Source organism: uncultured Lutibacter sp. (assembly GCF_947495725.1).
In the GTDB taxonomy this organism is placed as follows: domain Bacteria; phylum Bacteroidota; class Bacteroidia; order Flavobacteriales; family Flavobacteriaceae; genus Lutibacter.
Genome location: NZ_CANLZZ010000002.1, coordinates 118,593 through 137,493, shown reverse-complemented (window position 1 = coordinate 137,493; position 18,901 = coordinate 118,593). Strand labels below are relative to the sequence as shown.

Sequence of the window (18,901 nt, the reverse complement as noted above, 5' to 3'; positions counted from 1 at the left end):
TATTATTTCTTATGCCTTTTATTAAATTCTTTGACCGCGTGATTTGCCGCTCTTGCTGTAAAAGCCATATACGTTAATGATGGATTTTGACAAGCAGATGAAGCCATAAATGCACCATCGGTAACATACACATTAGGTACAGTATGAATTTGATTGTATTTATTTAAAATAGATGTTTTTGGGTCGTGTCCCATTCTTGCCGAACCCATTTCATGTATTGCTATTCCAGGAAAAGATTTTTTATTATAACCCTTAACATTTTTAAAGCCTGCAGTTTTTAGAATTTCCACTGCCTCATTCTTCATGTCCTCCTTCATTTTCAATTCGTTTTCCTTATATTCAACATTAAAATTGATAGTAGGTAATCCCCATTCATCTAATTTCTCATAATTCAATGTTATTTTATTATCGTGGTAAGGCAAGCATTCTCCAAAAGCTCCAATCCTAATAGTCCATTCTCCTGGTTTTAATAAATCTTCTTTTAAGTTTTCTCCAAAAGTCATTTCATTTAATGCTCTTTTCCAATTCGATCTTCTTCCACTACCTTGGTACCCATACCCTCTTAAAAAACCTTTATTTTTCGTTTCTTTATTTATATTTCTAAAACGTGGTATATAAAAACCACTTGGCCGTCTACCTTTATAATAAACATCTTCAAAACCTTCAACTGTTGCAGAAGCACCTGCTCCGCTAGTATGATCCATAACGTTATGACCTAACTCTCCACTATCGTTCCCCAATCCATTTGGAAATCGTTTAGATTTAGATTGCATTAATATACCTGCTGAAGCTATTGCCGAGGCACAACTAAAAATGATATCCGCTTTAAAAAATATCTTCTCTTTTGTCTCCGCATCTACAATTTTTACTCCCGTAGCTTTTTTAATCTTCTCGTCATAAACAATTTCATAAGCTATTGAATTTGGTCTCAAATGCATATTACCTGTTTTTTCGGCAGCTGGAAGTGTTGATGAATTACTGCTAAAATAACCTCCAAAAGGACAGCCTCTTACGCATCTATCTCTAAACTGACAATTAGATCTTCCTTCGTGCACGGCATCTCCAGTTTTATGGGCACATCTTCCAATAGTTAATTGTCGGTCTGAATAATTTTCTGAAATTTTTTTCTGTAATTCTTTCTCTACACAATTTAACTCCATTGGTGGACCAAACTTGCCATCAGGTAATTGAGGTAATCCTAAGTTCTCACCAGAAACACCAATAAATTCTTCAACTTTATCGTACCAAGGAGCTATATCTTTATAACGCACAGGCCAATCTACACCGTGTCCATCTTTTTTATTTGCTTCAAAATCTATATCGCTTAATCTATAAGATTGTCTTGCCCACATTAAAGATCTTCCTCCTACATGATAACCACGAATCCAGTCAAATCTCTTTTCCTCATTATAAGGATGTTTAAAATCATTTACAAACCAGTGGGCACTAGCCGGATTTAAAACATAAGATCTATTTTGTTTGGGTTTCTGTTCTATATCTTCTGGATTTTTGTTACCTCTGTATTTAAAATCCCACGGATCTTGATTCATAGTTGGGTAATCAACAATATGCTTAACATCTCTTCCTCTTTCAAGAACTAATGTCTTTAATCCGTTTTCACAAAGTTCTTTTGCTGCCCATCCTCCTGTAATTCCTGTGCCAATAACAATGGCATCATATTTATCGGGATGTTCCAATATTTTTTCTTCTTGCATTAAATGAATAAATTATATTTGAATTCAATTTTTAAATATAAAAAAATTGAATCTAATTCCCTAACTAATATAAAATAAGTAATTTGCGTATTCAAAAATTCAAAAAACCCATTTTATAAGTATTTTTATAAACTATTAATTTTAAAACCCTATTGTATGAAGCGTAGAAATTTTATTGCTAAAACATCTAAAGCCAGTGCCGGTTTAGCTATTTTAGGTTTGTATAATTGCAAATCATTTTCAAAAGAAAAAACAACTTCTATAATTGAAATAAAAAGTCCTTTATTTTTTAAAATTTCTTTAGCACAATGGTCTTTACACAGAGCGCTACGTAAAAACACCATAGATAATTTAGATTTCGCTTCAAAATCTAGAAGTTTTGGTTGTGAAGGTTTAGAATATGTAAATGGCTTTTTTAAAGATAAGGCAAAAAATTTCTCGTATTTGAAAGAAATGAATTTAAGAGCCAATTCGGAAGGTCAAAAAAATGTATTGATAATGATTGATGGCGAAGGTTCATTAGCAAACCCAGACGCAAAACAAAGGTTACAAGCAATAGAAAATCATTATAAATGGATTGAAGCTGCTCATTTTTTAGGTTGCCATGCAATTCGAGTAAATTTAGCTGGTGGAATTAACAAAGATGACGCCATAAAAGACAGTATTGATTCCTTATCAAAACTATCAGAATTTGCAAAAGGATCAAACATTAATGTATTAGTAGAAAATCATGGTGGCTTCTCTTCAAATGGAGCTTGGATGAAAACTGTTTTCAATAATATTCAAAATAAAAACTGCGGTACTTTACCAGATTTTGGTAATTTCTGTATTAAAAAAGATAAAGATAAAAATTGCATTGAAGATTACGATCGTTATACCGGCATACAAGAATTGCTACCATTTGCCAAAGCCGTGAGTGCAAAATCTTATGATTTTGATTCAAATGGAAATGAAACCACTATTGACTATTTAAAAGTAATGAAAATGGTAAAAAATTCTGGGTACAATAGTTTTGTTGGAATTGAATTTGAAGGCAACAATGTGTCAGAAGAAAAGGGAATTGAATTAACAAGAGATCTTTTAATTAAAGTTGGCAATCAATTATCATAATTAAGTAATTAACCAAACCAATATATAAATACATGGAACAAATTAACAAAAACAGGCTCTTTTTAGCAGCTTGCATTTCATTAGTAGTTACGGCAATGACATTTGCAATTAGAGCAGGAATTTTAGGGCAATTAGGTACAGATTTTGGCCTAACAGATACTCAATTAGGGTGGGTAAATAGTATGGCCTTTTTAGGATTTCCTATTGCTACAATTTTTGGAGGACTTGTTTATAATACTTTAGGTGCTCGAAAATTAATGATTATCGCTTTTATATCTCATTTATTAGGAATTATATTAACCATTTTTGCAGGTGGTTTTTGGACATTACTTATTTCTACTTTCTTTATTGGTTTTGCCAATGGATCTGTTGAAGCTGCTTGTAATCCATTAGTAGCAGATATGTATTCAAAAAACAGAACAACAATGCTTAATAAGTTTCACGTTTGGTTTCCAGGTGGTATTGTAATTGGTGCATTATTATCTAAATTTTTAACTGACGCTGGCTTAAGTTGGCAACTTCAAATTGCAAGTATGTTAATTCCTACATTACTTTATGGTTTCTTATTTTTTGGACAAAAATTTCCAAAAAACGAAAATATGGTTGCCGATACTTCAATGAATATAAAAAGTTTATTAACACCACTTTTTATCTTTATGGTAATTTGTATGACTTTAACAGCAACAACAGAGCTGGGTACGCAACAGTGGGTTGAAAAAATATTAGGTAATAGTGGTGCAAGTCCCATGTTAATTTTAGCTATGGTAACTGGTTTAATGGCTGTTGGTCGTTATTTTGCAGGTCCAATTATTCACAAATTAAATCCTCCAGGCGTTTTATTAGCATCTGCAATAATTGCATTTATTGCAATATATATGATGAGTTCTGCAACTGGTGGAATGGTATATGTATCGGCAATTTTATTTGCAATTGGAGTATGTTATTTTTGGCCTACCATGATTGGATTTGTAAGTGAATACCTTCCAAAAACAGGCGCATTGGGAATGTCTCTAATTGGAGGAGCAGGAATGTTTGCTACAAGTATTTGGCAGCCAGTAATCGGCTCTTGGCTAGATGGTGCAAAAGCAACTGCTATTGAATCGGGCGTTTCTATAGAACAAGCAGAATTAATAGCAGGACAAGAAACTTTGAGTAATATTGCAATATTCCCTATGGTTTTAATTGTACTTTTTGGAATATTATTTTTTAATCGTAAAAAATTGGAAGCTTTAAGAATTAAATAGCTTTATTTAAACAACATTTAAATAAAATCCGCTTATTAATTAGGCGGATTTTTTATTTTTACCTCATGAATAAAAAAGCAATAATTTCAAATACTAAATCGTTTGTACAACAATCTTTATGCGATGCTGAAGGAGGACATGATTGGTTTCATATTTTACGTGTTTGGAACAATGCAAAACTAATAGCCGCTACAGAAAATGTAGATATTTTTGTGGTAGAATTAGGCGCTTTACTTCATGATATTGCAGATTCTAAATTTCATGACGGAGATGAAACTGTTGGCCCAAAAGTAGCCCGCGAATTTTTAGAGAGTCAACAGGTTTCAGAAGAAATAATTATTCATATTGAACATATTATTAAAAATATTTCATTCAAAGGAGGAAACTTTAACCAAAATTTTTCGTCGCCCGAATTAGATGTTTTGCAAGATGCTGATAGGTTAGATGCCATTGGAGCCATTGGAATTGCTCGTTGTTTTAACTACGGTGGTTTTAAAAACAGACCTTTATACAATCCTGAAATTGCTCCAAATTTAAATATGACAAAGGAGGAATACAAAAATTCAGTTGCTCCTACTATTAATCACTTTTACGAAAAATTACTATTGTTAAAAGAAAGAATGAATACTGAAACAGGAAAAAAAATTGCTGAAGAGCGTCACAAATTTATGGAAACATATCTTCAGCAATTTTTTAATGAATGGAATGGTTTAAATTAAAACCATCTCTAATTTTGTGATTAAAATTGTAAATCTGCCATTATATCAAATTCATCAGAAATAGCCTTATCTTTTAAATTATCGAAAAAACTTGTAGAACCATATTTAACGTTAAATTTTGATCTATCAATTTTTAAGCTTGCGTTCGCTTTATTGCCATTTACTAAAAATTCAAAAGTTATTTCATTTGTAATTCCTTTTATTGTTAAATCACCCGTAATATTATAGGAGTTTTCTCCTATTAATTTAACTTTTTTGAATACCAATTTTGCTGTTGGATTTTCTTCAACTCCAAAAAAATCATCAGACTTTAAATGCCCTTCTAACTTCCCTTTATATTCTCCTTCTAAGTCTGTGCAAGTAATTGAAGCCATATTAATTGTAAACTCTCCACCAACCAATTTGTCTTGATTAAAATGTAAAGATCCTGCTTGTAAGGCAATTGTTCCTGTATGAGAACCTGCTACTTTATAACCTTTCCACACTAATTTACTGTTTTCTATTTTAATATCTTTTTGCTCCTTTTTTATGGATGTAAAAGAAAATGTAACAAGAGCAATTATAGTAACAATTACTAATTTTTTAATTGAATTTTTCATGTTTATTTGTTTTAAAAATTACAATACAAATATGAGAAACTCTGATTTAGAGAAAAATAAGGTAGTTTATGAAATTATGTTAATGTAGGTTAACATTTACTATTCTAACAGTAATTGACTTTTAATTTTACTAAGAAATTCTTTTGTAATTCCTAAATAAGATGCAATCATATATTGAGGAACTCGCTGCTCTATTGTAGGATACATATTTTTAAATTGAACGTATTGTTCTTTTGCTGTAAGACTGAAATTTCTAACAATTCGTTTTTGTGTTGAAACAAATGCACGTTCTACAATTTTCCGAAAAAAGCGTTCAAGTTTTGGAATTTCTATAAATAATTCTTCAATCGCATCAAAAGAAAACTGAATAAGCTCGGTATTTTCAATACATTGCACATTAAAATCGGCTGGAGATTGAGCAATGAAACTTCCCAAATCCGAAGTCCACCAATCTTCAATTGCAAATAAAATAATATGTTCTTGCCCACCATCATCCATATAGAATGTTTTTGTGCAACCAGAAATTATAAAGCCTGTGAATTTACAAATATCGCCTTGTTGTACAATGTATTGACTTTTTAAATACTTTCTATAAGTAACTTTTGATAGCAACAATAATTCTTCCTCATTAGTTAAACTAATATACTTTTTAAAACAATCTAATAAAGGCTTTGGATCCATTTGGATAATTTTTCAAATAGTTTTAATTAAAGTTTGGCTTTCTTTTTTCTAAAAATGCTGTTGTACCTTCTTTAAAATCTTCTGTTCCAAAACTCACACCAAATTGCTCAATTTCCACACTGTAACCATTTACACAATTTGTATAATTAGCGTTAATCGCTTCTATTGCAGCTGCAATAGCTATAGATGAATTTCTTGCTATTTTACTGGCTAACTTTTCACATAACGGTAATAATTCTTCAAATTCAACAACATAATTAACCAGACCATATTCTTTTGCTTCTTCTGCTGAAATCATTGTAGCAGTCATAATCATTTCCATAGCCTTACCTTTTCCAACTAATTGAGGTAAACGTTGTGTGCCGCCATAACCCGGAATTACACCTAAACTAACTTCGGGCAATCCCATTTTGGCATTGGTACTAGCCACTCTAAAATGTGCCGCCATTGCTAACTCCAAACCACCACCTAAAGCAAATCCATTTATAGCAGCAATAACTGGAGTATTTAAATTTTGTACAAAGTTGAATAATAGCTCATGTCCTTCTCTTGCTAGTTCAGTTCCTTGGTTTACATTAAAATTAGCAAATTCGGAAATATCGGCACCTGCAACAAATGCCTTTTCTCCACTTCCAGTAACAACAATAACTTTTACTAAGTTGTCTTCTTCTAAAGTTTTAAATGCTCTGTGTAATTCCTCAATAGTTAATTTATTAAGGGCATTTAATTTAGACGGTCTATTAATTGTAATAATTGCTAAACTATCCTTTTTTTCGATTAAAACATTTTCAAAATTCATCCTTTATTTTTTTGGTAAAATAATATTAAAAACGGTTCCTTTATTATAGGTTGTTGTAAACGTTATTGTGCCATCATAAGCTTCAATTATATTTTTAACCATTGGCAATCCTAATCCCATACCGCTCGACTTTGTTGTAAATTTAGGTTCAAATATTTTATCTTTATCTTCATCAGAAATTCCTCCTCCATTATCAGCAACAATAATAAACACCTTATCGTTATCATCTTCAACAGTTACTTCTATTTTTTTATTTTCAACTTCAGACAAAGCATAGATTGCATTTTTAACCAAATTAGTTACTACTCTAATTAGTTGGGTTTTATCCAATTCGGCAATAATAATATCTTTACTTGAAAAAAACGAAATATAATCTTTTGCAAAAATATCAAGAGCTAATTTCACTACTTCAACCACATTTAATTCTTCCCGTTTTTGAGTTGGCATTTTGGCAAAATTTGAAAAAGCTGAAGCTATGGAACTCATTGTATCAATTTGTTGAATCAATGTTTTGCTGTATTCATTTAACTTATTATAAATATCTGGATCATTCGGATCAAATTTACGCTGAAAACTTTGCACCGTTAATCGCATAGGAGTTAAAGGGTTTTTAATTTCATGGGCTACTTGTTTTGCCATTTCTCGCCAGGCTTGCTCGCGTTCACCTTTCGCCAATTTAACCGCACTTATCTCCAATTCGTCAACCATTTTATTATAAGCATTTACTAAAGTGAAAATTTCTGAACTCGCATTCTCTAAAATAATTTTCTCATTAGAGGTGTTTAATCTAGTTTGATTCATTTTATCTGTAATTGCTTTTATATTTCTAGTTATATAACTTGAAATGAAATAAGCTAACCCAATAGCAAGTAAAAACATTAGTAAATAAACATAAGCCATTCTTAATAAAAACTCCTCCAAATCTTTATCTTGAGCAGTATTATCTTGTACATATTGCAAATTTAAAATACCAATTGGTTTAAACTTATTGTCGGTAATATATGTATACGATGATTGTAAACTTTGCCCTTTTACCGTTCTTGTGTTTAAATAACGATGCTGTGCATTATTCATTACACCTTTTAAAACAGTATCACTTAAAACTGTTGGAGCATCACTTTTTACGAATCCAGAATGTGAAGTTTTAGCTATATTTCCAGATAAATCATAAATGTTAATTTCTAATTTTTCAATGTCAGAAATTTCATAAATTTTATCTCTAAAAATGTATTCTAAATTTTTTTCTTCAACAGGAAATGTGTTTCCGTTACCGCTATTTAGCCAATAATTTATAGCTGCTTTTACAGACTCTTCTTTTCGCTCTAGCCTTCCTTGGTTGTATTCATCGGTTTGTTCTTTATATTGAAAAATAGTGACTGCCGCAATTAAAACAGAAGCCAATAAAATTAGCAATATCATTGCTAAAAAAATTCTATATCGTAAAGAAAGCTGTTTAAATTTCATATGTTAAGCTACGTTGTACTTTTATTATACTTATAAGTAAATATAACCAAAAAATACTCTTTGACATTTAATTTCACTTTAGAATAGTTACTTATATTTTAATTTAAATAGTAAAATAATACCTGTTAAAATTAATGTAATAATATTTGCAAAAATCATTGGGATGCTATTTAAATATATTCCATAAACAAGCCATAATATAACCCCAGAAACCATAACCAAATACATGGTTAACGAAATATTCCCTGCCGATTTTGTTTTCCACGTTTTATACACCTGGGGAACATAGGCTGCGGTTGTTAAAATTGCAGCAAGAAAACCTAAAATTTCATATGTATTAACCATTTAATTGATTTAGAGTCAGTGTTCAAAATTAAGCAAAAAAAAAAGACCTTTTAAAAAGTGAAATAATCGTAACTAAAATATGATTTAGTTTCTGAAATAAATTCAGAAAAACGAAATTTCAATACTTTTTAAAAAGTCTCTTTTACTACCTAGTTAACAATAACTAGTTAAATATTTCTTTGTAAACTATTTCACCTTTTACAATATTTAATCCTTTTTTCAACGGTGCATTTTCATCACAAGCTTTTTCCCAACCTTTGTTTGCAATTTGTAAAACATATGGCAATGTTACATTAGTTAAAGCTATTGTAGAAGTATATGGCACAGCACCTGGCATATTAGCCACACAATAATGTACAACATCATCTATAATAAAAATTGGATCTTCATGAGTTGTTGCTCTTGTAGTTTCGATACATCCACCTTGATCTACAGCAACATCTACTATTACAGTTCCTGGCTGCATATCTTTCAACATATCACGTGTTATTAATTTTGGTGCTTTTGCTCCTGGAATTAAGACACCTCCAACAATTAAATCGGCATCTTTTATATGTCTTCTAATATTATATTCACTTGAAAACTCGGTAATAACATTGTTTGGCATAATATCATTAATGTAACGTAATCGATCCATGTTAATATCTAAAATATTAACAATCGCACCTAATCCGGCAGCCATTTTTGCTGCTTGTACACCAACAATTCCACCGCCTAAAATTAATACCTTCCCTGGTTTTACACCTGGAACTCCGCCTAATAAAACACCTTTTCCTTTAATTGGTTTTTCTAGGTATTTTGCCCCTTGCTGAATTGCCATTCTACCTGCAACTTCTGACATAGGAATTAATAATGGTAATGTTTTATTCACTTCAACAGTTTCATAAGCAATACAAACTGCCTTACTATCAACCATTGCGTCAATTAAATTTGTGTTTGAAGCAAAATGAAAATACGTAAAAAGAATTTGTCCTTCTTTAGCTAATTTATACTCCTCTTCAATAGGTTCTTTTACTTTCACAATCATGTCTGCTATTGCATATACCTCTTCAATTGAAGGAAGCATTTTTGCTCCTGCTTGAACATAATCATCATCGCTAAAACCACTATCAAAACCAGCTCCAGCTTGAACATAAACTGTGTGATTATTTTTGATAAGTTCAAAAACTCCCCCAGGAGTTATTGCCACTCTACTTTCGTTATTTTTTATTTCCTTTGGAAGACCTACAATCATTATAATTAGATTTTTATATATTTCACAAAATAAATAAAAAAAAGAGCCTTTTTTAACATTTATATTAAAAAAAAAGCTCTTTTTATGAAAATATTAACATCATTCCTACGATATTAATAATAATAGATAGTATCTTACCAATTATCCTACAATATTCACAATTTTTCCAGGAACTACAATTACTTTTTTAGGAGTTCTTCCTTGTAATTGAGCTTGAGTTTTTTCGTGAGCCATTACAGCAGCTTCAATATCTTCTTTACTCATATCTAATGGTAATTCCATTTTAAAACGCATTTTCCCGTTGAATGAAATTGGATATTCCTTACTACTCTCGATTAAATGTTTTTCGTCGAAAATTGGGAAATCAGCAGTTGAAACCGATGTTGTATGTCCTAATTTACTCCATAACTCTTCAGCAATATGCGGCGCATATGGCTCAATAATTACAGCTAACGGTTCTAAAATCGCACGCTTGTTACATTTTAAAGCAGTTAACTCATTTACAGCAATCATAAAGTTTGAAACAGAAGTATTGAATGAGAAATTATCAATATCGTATTCTACTTTTTTAATTGTTTTATGAAGCGTTTTTAACTCATCTTTTGTTGGTTCCTCATCTGAAACTGAAAATTCTCCATTTACAATGTACAATTTCCATAATTTTTTTAAGAATGAATGCACTCCTGTAATTCCTGAAGTTTTCCAAGGTTTAGATTGTTCTAATGGACCTAAAAACATTTCAAATAAACGTAAACTATCAGCTCCGTATTCTTCGCAAATAGTATCTGGATTTACCACATTGTATTTCGATTTCGACATTTTTTCAACCTCACGATCAACAATGTATTTTCCATCTTCTAAAACAAATTCAGCATCCTTAAATTCTTCTCGCCAGTTTTTAAATGCTTCTACATCTAATTCATCTGAAGTATTTACAAACGAAACATCTGAATGTATCTTTTGAACTTTGTAATCTCCTTTTAATCCTTTTGAAACAAACTTATTTTCACCCTCAACTCTATAAACAAAAGCCGAAGTTCCAGTAATCATTCCTTGGTTGATTAATTTTTTAGCAAATTCATCGTTTGGAACTAAACCTCTATCAAACATAAATTTTTGCCAAAACCTTGAGTACAATAAATGACCTGTTGCGTGCTCACTACCACCAATGTATAAATCAACATCTTGCCAATAATTAATAGCTTCTTCAGAAAAAATAGCATCGCTATTATTTGCATCCATATAACGGTTAAAGTACTGTGAACTTCCTGCCCAACCTGGCATTGTATTTAACTCTAATGGAAAAATAGTTTCGTTATTAATTAAATCGTTATTTACAACTTCATTTTTCTCAACATCCCAAGCCCAAACAGTTGCATTTCCTAAAGGTGGTTGACCATCTTCAGTTGGTAAATATTTCTCCACTTCTGGCAACAAAATTGGCAAATGTGCTTTGTCAATCATTTGTGGCATTCCATTTTTGTAGTAAACTGGGAATGGTTCTCCCCAATAACGCTGGCGACTAAATACCGCATCACGTAAACGATAATTTATTTTTCCGTAACCAATTCCACGTTGTTCTATTTCGTAAATAATACGTTTCATTGCCTTTTTATAGGTCAATCCGTTTAAGAAATCTGAATTTGCAATTTTTACACCTTCTTTTGTTGAACAAGCTTCTTCAGAAATATCAATTCCTTCAAAAATATTTGGAATTTCTAAACCAAAATGATTTGCAAAAGCATAATCACGCTCATCTCCACAAGGTACTGCCATTACAGCTCCTGTTCCATAACTTGCCAATACGTAATCTCCAATCCAAATCTGCACTTTTTCACCAGTAAAAGGATGCAATGCATACGCACCTGTAAATACACCTGAAATGGTTTTTACATCTGCCATACGCTCTAATTCACTACGTTTAGCAGTAGCTTTTACATACGTTTCAACAGCTTCTTTTTGTTCAGCAGTTGTAATTTTTGAAACTAAATCGTGTTCCGGAGCCAAGGTCATAAAACTCACTCCGTAAATAGTATCAGGGCGTGTTGTGAATACTGAAATTAAATCATTTTCAAATCCGTCAACCTTAAAATCTACCATTGCACCTTCTGAACGACCAATCCAATAAGTTTGAGAATCTTTTAAAGGTTGAGGCCAATCAATTTTATCTAGCCCATCTAATAAACGTTGTGCATAGGCAGTAATTCTCATACTCCATTGCATCATTTTTTTACGAACAACTGGATGACCTCCACGTTCTGAAACTCCGTTTACAATTTCATCATTTGCTAATACTGTTCCTAAAGCAGGACACCAGTTTACTTCGGTTTCAGACAAAAATGTTAAACGGTATTGTAATAGTATTTCTTGTTGTTTTTCTTCTGAATAGTTATTCCATTCTTCCGCAGAAAAAGTTGGAGTATCTTCATCACAAACAGCATTTACATTTGCATTTCCTTCCGCAGCAAAAACCACTTCTAATTCTGAAACTGGCATTGCTTTATCAGCATCTTTGCAGTAATACGACTCAAATAATTGAATAAAAATCCACTGTGTCCATTTATAATAATTAGGATCAGAAGTTCTTACTTCACGAGACCAATCAAATGAAAAACCAATTTGATCTAACTGCCTTCTATAAGTTTTAATATTCGCTTCGGTAGTAATTGCTGGGTGTTGCCCAGTTTGAATAGCATATTGTTCAGCAGGCAATCCAAAAGAATCGTAACCTTGCGGATGCATTACATTAAATCCTTTATGGCGTTTGTAACGTGCATAAATATCACTTGCAATATAACCTAACGGATGCCCAACGTGTAACCCAGCTCCAGAAGGGTATGGGAACATATCTAACACATAAAATTTAGGTTTCTCCTCTTTCCCTTCGTCTCCGCTCTGGGCAGGATTTTCAGCTTTAAACGTTTGATTCTCTGCCCAATATTCTTGCCATTTCGCCTCTATCTCTCTAAAATTGTATTCCATACTACTATTCAAAATTTTGAAAGTGCAAAGTTACGTTTTATTAATAGAAATCTAAAGCGTAAATTTATGGTTTAAAGAAAATTGTAACTTTCTAAAAACTAAAATAAAATGGCTAAAGAAATTGGTTTAGTTTTATCGGGTGGTGGTGTTAGAGCAATTGCGCATATTGGATTTATAAAAGTTTTATTGGAAAACAACATAAAACCTACTCGTGTTGCAGGTACAAGTGCCGGTGCTTTGGTTGCTGCATTGTATGCTTACGGCTATAACCCAGAAGAAATGATTTCATTTTTTAAACAAACACCTTTTATAAAATTTTCGTTGTATGCTTTACACAAGCCTGGCATTATGGATAGCGAAAAGTATGCTAATTTTTTTGCGAAATTCTTTAAAAACAATTCATTTGAAAATTTAAAATATCCTTTAACAGTTACCGCAACAGATTTAATTTCTGGAAAACTTACTTATTTTAATACTGGTGAATTAATAAAACCATTAATTGCATCTTCTGCTATACCTCCAGTTTTTTCACCTTTAGAAATTGAAAACGGATTGTATTGTGATGGTGGTGTTTTAAATAACTTTCCTGTGGAACCTTTATTAAATAAATGCGATTTAATTTTAGGAAGCTTTGTAAATCCTTTTACAAAAATTAAAAAAGAAGAAATTAATTCTTCCTTGCAATTACTATATCGGGTATACCATATTGGAATGGATGCTGGTAATATTGAAAAGTTTAAACAGTGCCATTATGTATTTTCACCACCTGAAACTTCACAAATTGGAGCTTTAGAATCTGATTCTATTGACAAAGCTTTTGATTTGGGCTATAAACTAGCTAAAGCTGAAGAACAAAATATTTTAAAAGCTATTCAATAAAAAAAGCCGTACAAATTGCACGACTTTTTTTCTATATTTTACTCATAATCTATGCTTTTATTGGAACTGTTACAATTACATTTCCAAATCCAAAATACATATTTATTGCTTCCGCTTCACCATCAAATGCAATTGAAAACGCTTCAATAGATTCATCTGATTTTGAAACTTTTCCAGATACTCGTACAATATCCTCACTTTCTTTATAAAAATAAGAACCCCAAACATTTTCTGCAGAACTTAAAATTACCGTCCACTCATTTTCGGCTGGAATTGTAAATAATGTGTATTTTCCAGCTTTCACATCTTTTCCTCCAAAATTAACATCTTTATAAAAAGTAATTTCTACAGCTTCATTTGCTCCTGTTCTCCATACTTTTCCTTTTGGAGCTAATTTCTCTAATGATCTTCCTTTTAATTGCGGTCTACTATAAATTACTTTAATGGTTTTATTAGATTCTTTATAACTAGTTGGAAATGCTGCGGCATCCATTGGACTTTTATCTAATTTTGCAAATTTTTGAGCGGAAAGCTCATTTGTAAACAACAATACTATTGCCATAACAGCAATTAAAAATACATTTTTTTTCATCTTAATACTTTTTTGATTAATTATTAATAGTATGTTTTGTCTCCTAAAAATAGAATTCCCTACACAAAATTTCAATTATTTTTGTTAATGTTTAAAACTTAAATCAAAAAGCACTCCTAAAATTGTTTAATTTCGCTCTCAAAAAGCAAATTTATTATAAACAAAGAAACATATAAAGCACATTTAGCATTATTAGGCGCCAATGTTATTTATGGTATGAACCATATTATAGCAAAAGACATAATGCCGGAAAAATTAGGTCCAACAGCATTTATTTTTCTTCGAATTTTAGGCGCTAGTCTTTTATTTTGGACAATAAATAGTTTTATAAGAGAAAAAATTGACAAAGAAGATTATTTTAGATTGATTGTTTGTGGTGTTTTAGGTATTGCCATTAATCAATTGCTTTATTTTCATGGATTAAATTTAACTTCTCCAATCGACGCTTCCATTATTTATACTTCTGTTCCAGTTTTAGTGTTAATTTTTAGTTATTTCATACTAAAAGAAAAAATTACAACTACTAAAATGATTGGTATTTTTATTGGTGGAATTGGAGCTCTTTTATTAATTTTATATGGTAACAAAAATGAAGGAACTAGCACTATTTTAGGAAATGCTTTCATATTTTCTAACGCCATTTTTTACGCATTTTATTTAGTTTATGTAAAACCTTTAATGAAAAAATACCAACCAATTACCGTAATAAGTTGGGTATTTTTAATAGGTTTTATATTTATGATTCCGGTTGGGTTGAATAATTTTCTTTCAATCAATTTTAAAGCCTTTACCTTAAATACTTATCTAGTTATTGCTTTCGTATTATTTGGAACCACTTTTTTAACCTATTTATTTAATATTTATGCACTTTCAAAAGTGCCACCATCAGTAAATGGAAGTTATATTTATTTGCAACCAGTTGTTAGTTTTGTTATGGTAAGTATTTATGCTTTTGTTTTAAACAAAAATGAATATGCCCAAGATATTAACATTATAAAAATTATAAGCTCAATACTCGTAATTGCAGGTGTTTATTTAATTAGTACCAAAGGGAAAATTAAGCAAACTAAAACAGGTTAACTTTTTCATTATGAATGCAGTATAACGAAATAAAGAATCTTTACAACTTAACTAAACATAAGATACTTCATTAACGAGCAGTATGACATTAAAAAAAAATAAATTAAAAACTACTTTGCCTTTCTTGCTCTATTTTCCTGTGGTAGTAAGGTGAAATAAATTAAATCATTAGTTGGTGTTGGAATACCTAATTCTTTTCCTAAACGAACAATTGTACCATTTTGAGCCTCTAATTCTGACGGTTTACCATCCATAATATCTCGCTGTAATGAAGCCGTTGTTTCATATGGCAAAGACTCAATTATTTCAAATTGTTTTTCTATAATATTTTTAGGTAAATGAACTCCTTTTCCTTTAGCAACAGCATAAATTTCCTCTGCAGTTTTTAATAGCATATTTTTAATATATGGTGAAGCAATCATTTCGCCATGAGAAGCTCTTGTTAAAGCTCCCAACGCACTAACAGTAGTAATATACAAATACTTTATCCAAATTTCTTTTTGAATATCATCGGCTACTTTATTTGTAATTTTGGCATCTTTCAACACCTTTTCTAGTTGAAGAATTCTTTCAGTTTTATTGTTATTCAATTCACCAAAAACAATAGTTGGCTCATAAGCAACGTGGTTTATTACTCCGTAATTTTCAACAAAACTTACTACCTTACACAAACCTCCTAAAATGTGTTTTTTATCAATAATAGAAGCTAAAATCTCATGATTATTACAGCCATTTAATAATGAAATTACCATTGTATCTTCGTTTAAAACTGGCTTTATAATTTTAGCTACTTCAGATAATTGCCATGTTTTTACACTAATTATAATTAAATCAATATTTTTTATTGTTGAAATTTTATTGGTTGCGTTTGCAGGGTTTACTAAATGATCTCCGTTTATGCTTTTAAGTTGCAATCCTTCTTGCTTAATTGCCTCTAAATGTTTTCCACGAGCTATAAAAGTTACATTATTTCCCGCCTGAGCCAAACGAGCTCCAAAATATCCACCAACTCCACCAGTACCATATATTACTATGTTCATAATTTTTTGAAATTAAATATCAAAAATAACGATTTATTACAAAGACATAAGCTTTAAACCTAGAAAAAAAGTTCTTGGCATTGATGGACCATAGATATAATTACTATCACGATTTTTACCAGAGTCAAAATCAGATTGATAGTTATCTAACATATTTTTAACCCCTACATACAGCTCAATTCCTATCTTTAGTTTTTTTGCATTTAAAGCATAGGACGATTTAAAACCTAATTCTGTAAAACTTTGTGACTTTACAAATTCATCTTTTAATTGTTCAGGCGCTCCTGCTAAATGCAAAACATCCATTTCTCCTGTATATATAAAATTAATTGCAGTATTAAACTTTTTTGAAGGAGAAAAAGTTAGTGTTGTATACCCATACAAGTTAGGAGTTCTTAAAAATTCTTTTTTTGAAGGTAATTCTTCAGAATATAAAACTGATTCGCTAAACTCACTTGCTTGCAAAGTAAAGCCCGTTTCTAACTGAACTTTTTTATTATAATTTGCACGTAATTCCAACGTAACACCTTTTACGGTTGCTGCGTCTCCATTACGCTTTTCAAAAACTTCACCAAATTCATCTTCACCTAGAGAGTGCTGATAAAACGCATCATTTAACTTCGTGTAAAATCCTTCTAATGTAAAACCGGCAATAAATTTTTCTGAAGCTTTATCATAGTTAATAGATGTTGTTAAACTTTGAGATCTTTCTTCTTTCAAGTTATTTGCCAATCGAATTCTTGATATTCCTCCACCGGCAAATGCAATATGCAAATCGGCATCAAATGCTTGTGGAGCCTTAAATCCTGTTCCATAAGTAAACCTAAATTGCGTTTTTTCTATTGGTTTATACAACAAAGAAACTCTTGGACTAAACACAAAACTATCCAAGAAATTGTGTTTATCTGCTCTAAACCCTGTTAAAACGTTCCATTTTTCAGAAACTTCCCAATCACTTTGAGCAAACAAACCAATGTTGGTTGTTTTTTGATTTATTAAATAATTATAAGCTTCAATTTCATCATAAACTTTATCTTCAACAAATTCAGTTCCAATAGATATTGTATTTAAACCTTTTAAAAAACTTAAGAACTTATGATTGAATTGCATTCCTCCTTGATAAGTTTTCACATCTGAAATTCCGTATGGAGGATTTTCTAAGTGATTTTGAATCTCATTTTCTTCATCTGGAAATATACCTGTATAATGGTCTCTATCTGTTTTTTGCGTCGAAAAATAAGTTATTATTGAGCTATTATCATTATTAAAATTTATTTGATAATCTAAAGTTCCCATAAATACATAATGTGTTCTCTCTTCAGATTGCTGAGTTAACAAAGCTGGTTTATTAATCATTTCACCACCATATCTATATTCATTTAAATAACCAACACTTAACTCTAACTTTTGATTGTTAGTTGGCATAAAAAAACTGCTTACTCCAAACGAGGTGTTTTTTAGTTTTGGTAATTCGGAAAAATTATCATCATTTGCATCATACATTGTTCTATTTCTATGATTCAAAAACACAGAAAATCCAGCGTTTTCACTCTTATTTACAACCGTTGTATTAGCATTTAAAATATTTTCAAAGGCAGCATTTTTTATACTTTGATGCGTATAACTAAATTCAAAACTATTATTCTTTGGAATTTTAGTAATCACATTAACAGTTCCTCCAATAGCTCCAGAACCGTACAAAGCAGATCCTCCACCTCGAACTATTTCAACTCTATCTATCATATTTGCCGGTATTTGCTCTAAACCATACAATCCCGTAAGTGGGCTAAAAACTGGTCGGCCATTAATCAATATTTGTGAATATCCACCCGAAAGGCCATTCATTCTTAGTTGTGTATAGTTACACGTTTGACAATCAGTTTCTACACGTAAACCAGTTTGAAAACGCAAACCTTCGGACAAACTGCACGCCTGTACATCATTAAGTAATTTACTATCAATCACGTTTACAATTACCGGAGAATTCGTTTGTTTTTTAAATGTTCTTGTTCCAGTAACAACAACTTGTTCTAAACCAAATAAATCCTCTTCTAATTCAAAATTTAAAACTCTGGTTTCATTGTTTTTTAATGAAACCATAACTTCTTTAGCCTTATAACCAATAGCACTTGCAACAACAATAAATTCTCCTGCTGCAACTGCAAATTGGTACCTTCCACTAATGTTAGCCGAAGAACCAATTGTTGAGTTTTTTATATAAACTGTTGCTCCTGGAATTGGATTATTACTATCAGTTACAATTCCTTTAATTATTGCTGTGTTACTTGTAGTGTTTTTTGCAAATACCGCTATACAAAATAGCAATATTACTATATTAATAAATGTTTTCAATGTTTCTGATTTTTTTACAAATCTATAATTTTTTTTAGACTTGTCTAAATTTATATTTATATTGTT

The 18,901-nt window shown here is 30.8% G+C and carries 16 protein-coding genes; 5 read left to right on the top strand and 11 right to left on the bottom strand.

Features of this window, described 5'->3' with window-relative positions:
• Nucleotides 1-2: 2 nt before the first annotated feature.
• Complete coding sequence (locus Q0776_RS04300) at nucleotides 3-1,715, bottom strand: GMC family oxidoreductase (protein ID WP_298365383.1); 1,713 nt, start codon at nucleotides 1,713-1,715, stop codon at nucleotides 3-5.
• 156 nt (nucleotides 1,716-1,871) lie between these two features.
• On the opposite strand from Q0776_RS04300, the gene Q0776_RS04295 reads away from it, so the two are divergent.
• The 3 genes from Q0776_RS04295 to Q0776_RS04285 all read left to right on the top strand — a co-directional run bounded on the left by Q0776_RS04295 (nucleotide 1,872) and on the right by Q0776_RS04285 (nucleotide 4,788).
• Nucleotides 1,872-2,825, top strand: coding sequence for a TIM barrel protein (locus Q0776_RS04295; protein WP_298365380.1), 954 nt, complete (start codon nucleotides 1,872-1,874; stop codon nucleotides 2,823-2,825).
• A 32-nt stretch (nucleotides 2,826-2,857) separates the two neighbouring features.
• Entirely contained in the window at nucleotides 2,858-4,069 is a 1,212-nt protein-coding gene (locus Q0776_RS04290) for an MFS transporter (RefSeq protein WP_298365378.1), read from the top strand.
• Nucleotides 4,070-4,134: 65 nt separating this feature from the next.
• On the top strand, nucleotides 4,135-4,788 hold the full coding sequence (locus tag Q0776_RS04285) for an HD domain-containing protein (protein WP_298365377.1): 654 nt from the start codon (nucleotides 4,135-4,137) through the stop codon (nucleotides 4,786-4,788).
• A gap of 20 nt (nucleotides 4,789-4,808) precedes the next feature.
• Here the strand turns inward: Q0776_RS04285 and Q0776_RS04280 are convergent, their stop codons facing one another.
• The 7 genes from Q0776_RS04280 to leuS form a co-directional block, all read right to left on the bottom strand.
• Entirely contained in the window at nucleotides 4,809-5,387 is a 579-nt protein-coding gene (locus Q0776_RS04280; RefSeq protein WP_298365376.1) for a YceI family protein, read from the bottom strand.
• A 99-nt stretch (nucleotides 5,388-5,486) separates the two neighbouring features.
• Nucleotides 5,487-6,068, bottom strand: a complete 582-nt coding sequence (locus Q0776_RS04275; protein WP_298365375.1) for a Crp/Fnr family transcriptional regulator — start codon at nucleotides 6,066-6,068, stop codon at nucleotides 5,487-5,489.
• Between the two features lie 22 nt (nucleotides 6,069-6,090).
• Nucleotides 6,091-6,867 carry an enoyl-CoA hydratase-related protein gene (locus tag Q0776_RS04270; protein WP_298365373.1) on the bottom strand — a complete coding sequence of 259 codons (777 nt, stop codon included), beginning with the start codon at nucleotides 6,865-6,867 and terminating at the stop codon, nucleotides 6,091-6,093.
• Nucleotides 6,868-6,870: 3 nt separating this feature from the next.
• Nucleotides 6,871-8,331, bottom strand: coding sequence for an ATP-binding protein (locus Q0776_RS04265; protein ID WP_298365371.1), 1,461 nt, complete (start codon nucleotides 8,329-8,331; stop codon nucleotides 6,871-6,873).
• Nucleotides 8,332-8,418: 87 nt separating this feature from the next.
• A complete protein-coding gene (locus Q0776_RS04260; RefSeq protein ID WP_366138781.1) occupies nucleotides 8,419-8,676 on the bottom strand; it encodes a SemiSWEET transporter in 258 nt (85 codons plus the stop codon).
• A 163-nt stretch (nucleotides 8,677-8,839) separates the two neighbouring features.
• Complete coding sequence (gene ald, locus Q0776_RS04255) at nucleotides 8,840-9,910, bottom strand: alanine dehydrogenase (protein WP_298365369.1); 1,071 nt, start codon at nucleotides 9,908-9,910, stop codon at nucleotides 8,840-8,842.
• A 141-nt stretch (nucleotides 9,911-10,051) separates the two neighbouring features.
• Complete coding sequence (leuS, locus tag Q0776_RS04250; RefSeq protein ID WP_298365366.1) at nucleotides 10,052-12,892, bottom strand: leucine--tRNA ligase; 2,841 nt, start codon at nucleotides 12,890-12,892, stop codon at nucleotides 10,052-10,054.
• Between the two features lie 108 nt (nucleotides 12,893-13,000).
• Here leuS and Q0776_RS04245 point away from each other — a divergent pair, with 108 nt between their 5' ends.
• On the top strand, nucleotides 13,001-13,771 hold the full coding sequence (locus tag Q0776_RS04245) for a patatin-like phospholipase family protein (RefSeq protein ID WP_298365364.1): 771 nt from the start codon (nucleotides 13,001-13,003) through the stop codon (nucleotides 13,769-13,771).
• Between the two features lie 49 nt (nucleotides 13,772-13,820).
• On the opposite strand, the gene Q0776_RS04240 is transcribed toward Q0776_RS04245, so the two are convergent.
• Nucleotides 13,821-14,363 (bottom strand): DUF2911 domain-containing protein, encoded by a 543-nt coding sequence (locus Q0776_RS04240; RefSeq protein ID WP_298365361.1) that lies wholly within the window; start codon nucleotides 14,361-14,363, stop codon nucleotides 13,821-13,823.
• Nucleotides 14,364-14,492: 129 nt separating this feature from the next.
• On the opposite strand from Q0776_RS04240, the gene Q0776_RS04235 reads away from it, so the two are divergent.
• Nucleotides 14,493-15,443: a DMT family transporter gene (locus Q0776_RS04235; RefSeq protein ID WP_366138960.1), complete on the top strand. Its 951-nt coding sequence runs from the start codon at nucleotides 14,493-14,495 to the stop codon at nucleotides 15,441-15,443.
• A 110-nt stretch (nucleotides 15,444-15,553) separates the two neighbouring features.
• Here Q0776_RS04235 and Q0776_RS04230 read toward each other — a convergent pair whose 3' ends face one another.
• Both Q0776_RS04230 and Q0776_RS04225 read right to left on the bottom strand, forming a co-directional pair.
• Nucleotides 15,554-16,483 (bottom strand): 2-dehydropantoate 2-reductase, encoded by a 930-nt coding sequence (locus Q0776_RS04230; protein ID WP_298365359.1) that lies wholly within the window; start codon nucleotides 16,481-16,483, stop codon nucleotides 15,554-15,556.
• Between the two features lie 36 nt (nucleotides 16,484-16,519).
• On the bottom strand, nucleotides 16,520-18,835 hold the full coding sequence (locus Q0776_RS04225; RefSeq protein ID WP_298365357.1) for a TonB-dependent receptor: 2,316 nt from the start codon (nucleotides 18,833-18,835) through the stop codon (nucleotides 16,520-16,522).
• Between the last annotated feature and the right edge of the window lie 66 nt (nucleotides 18,836-18,901).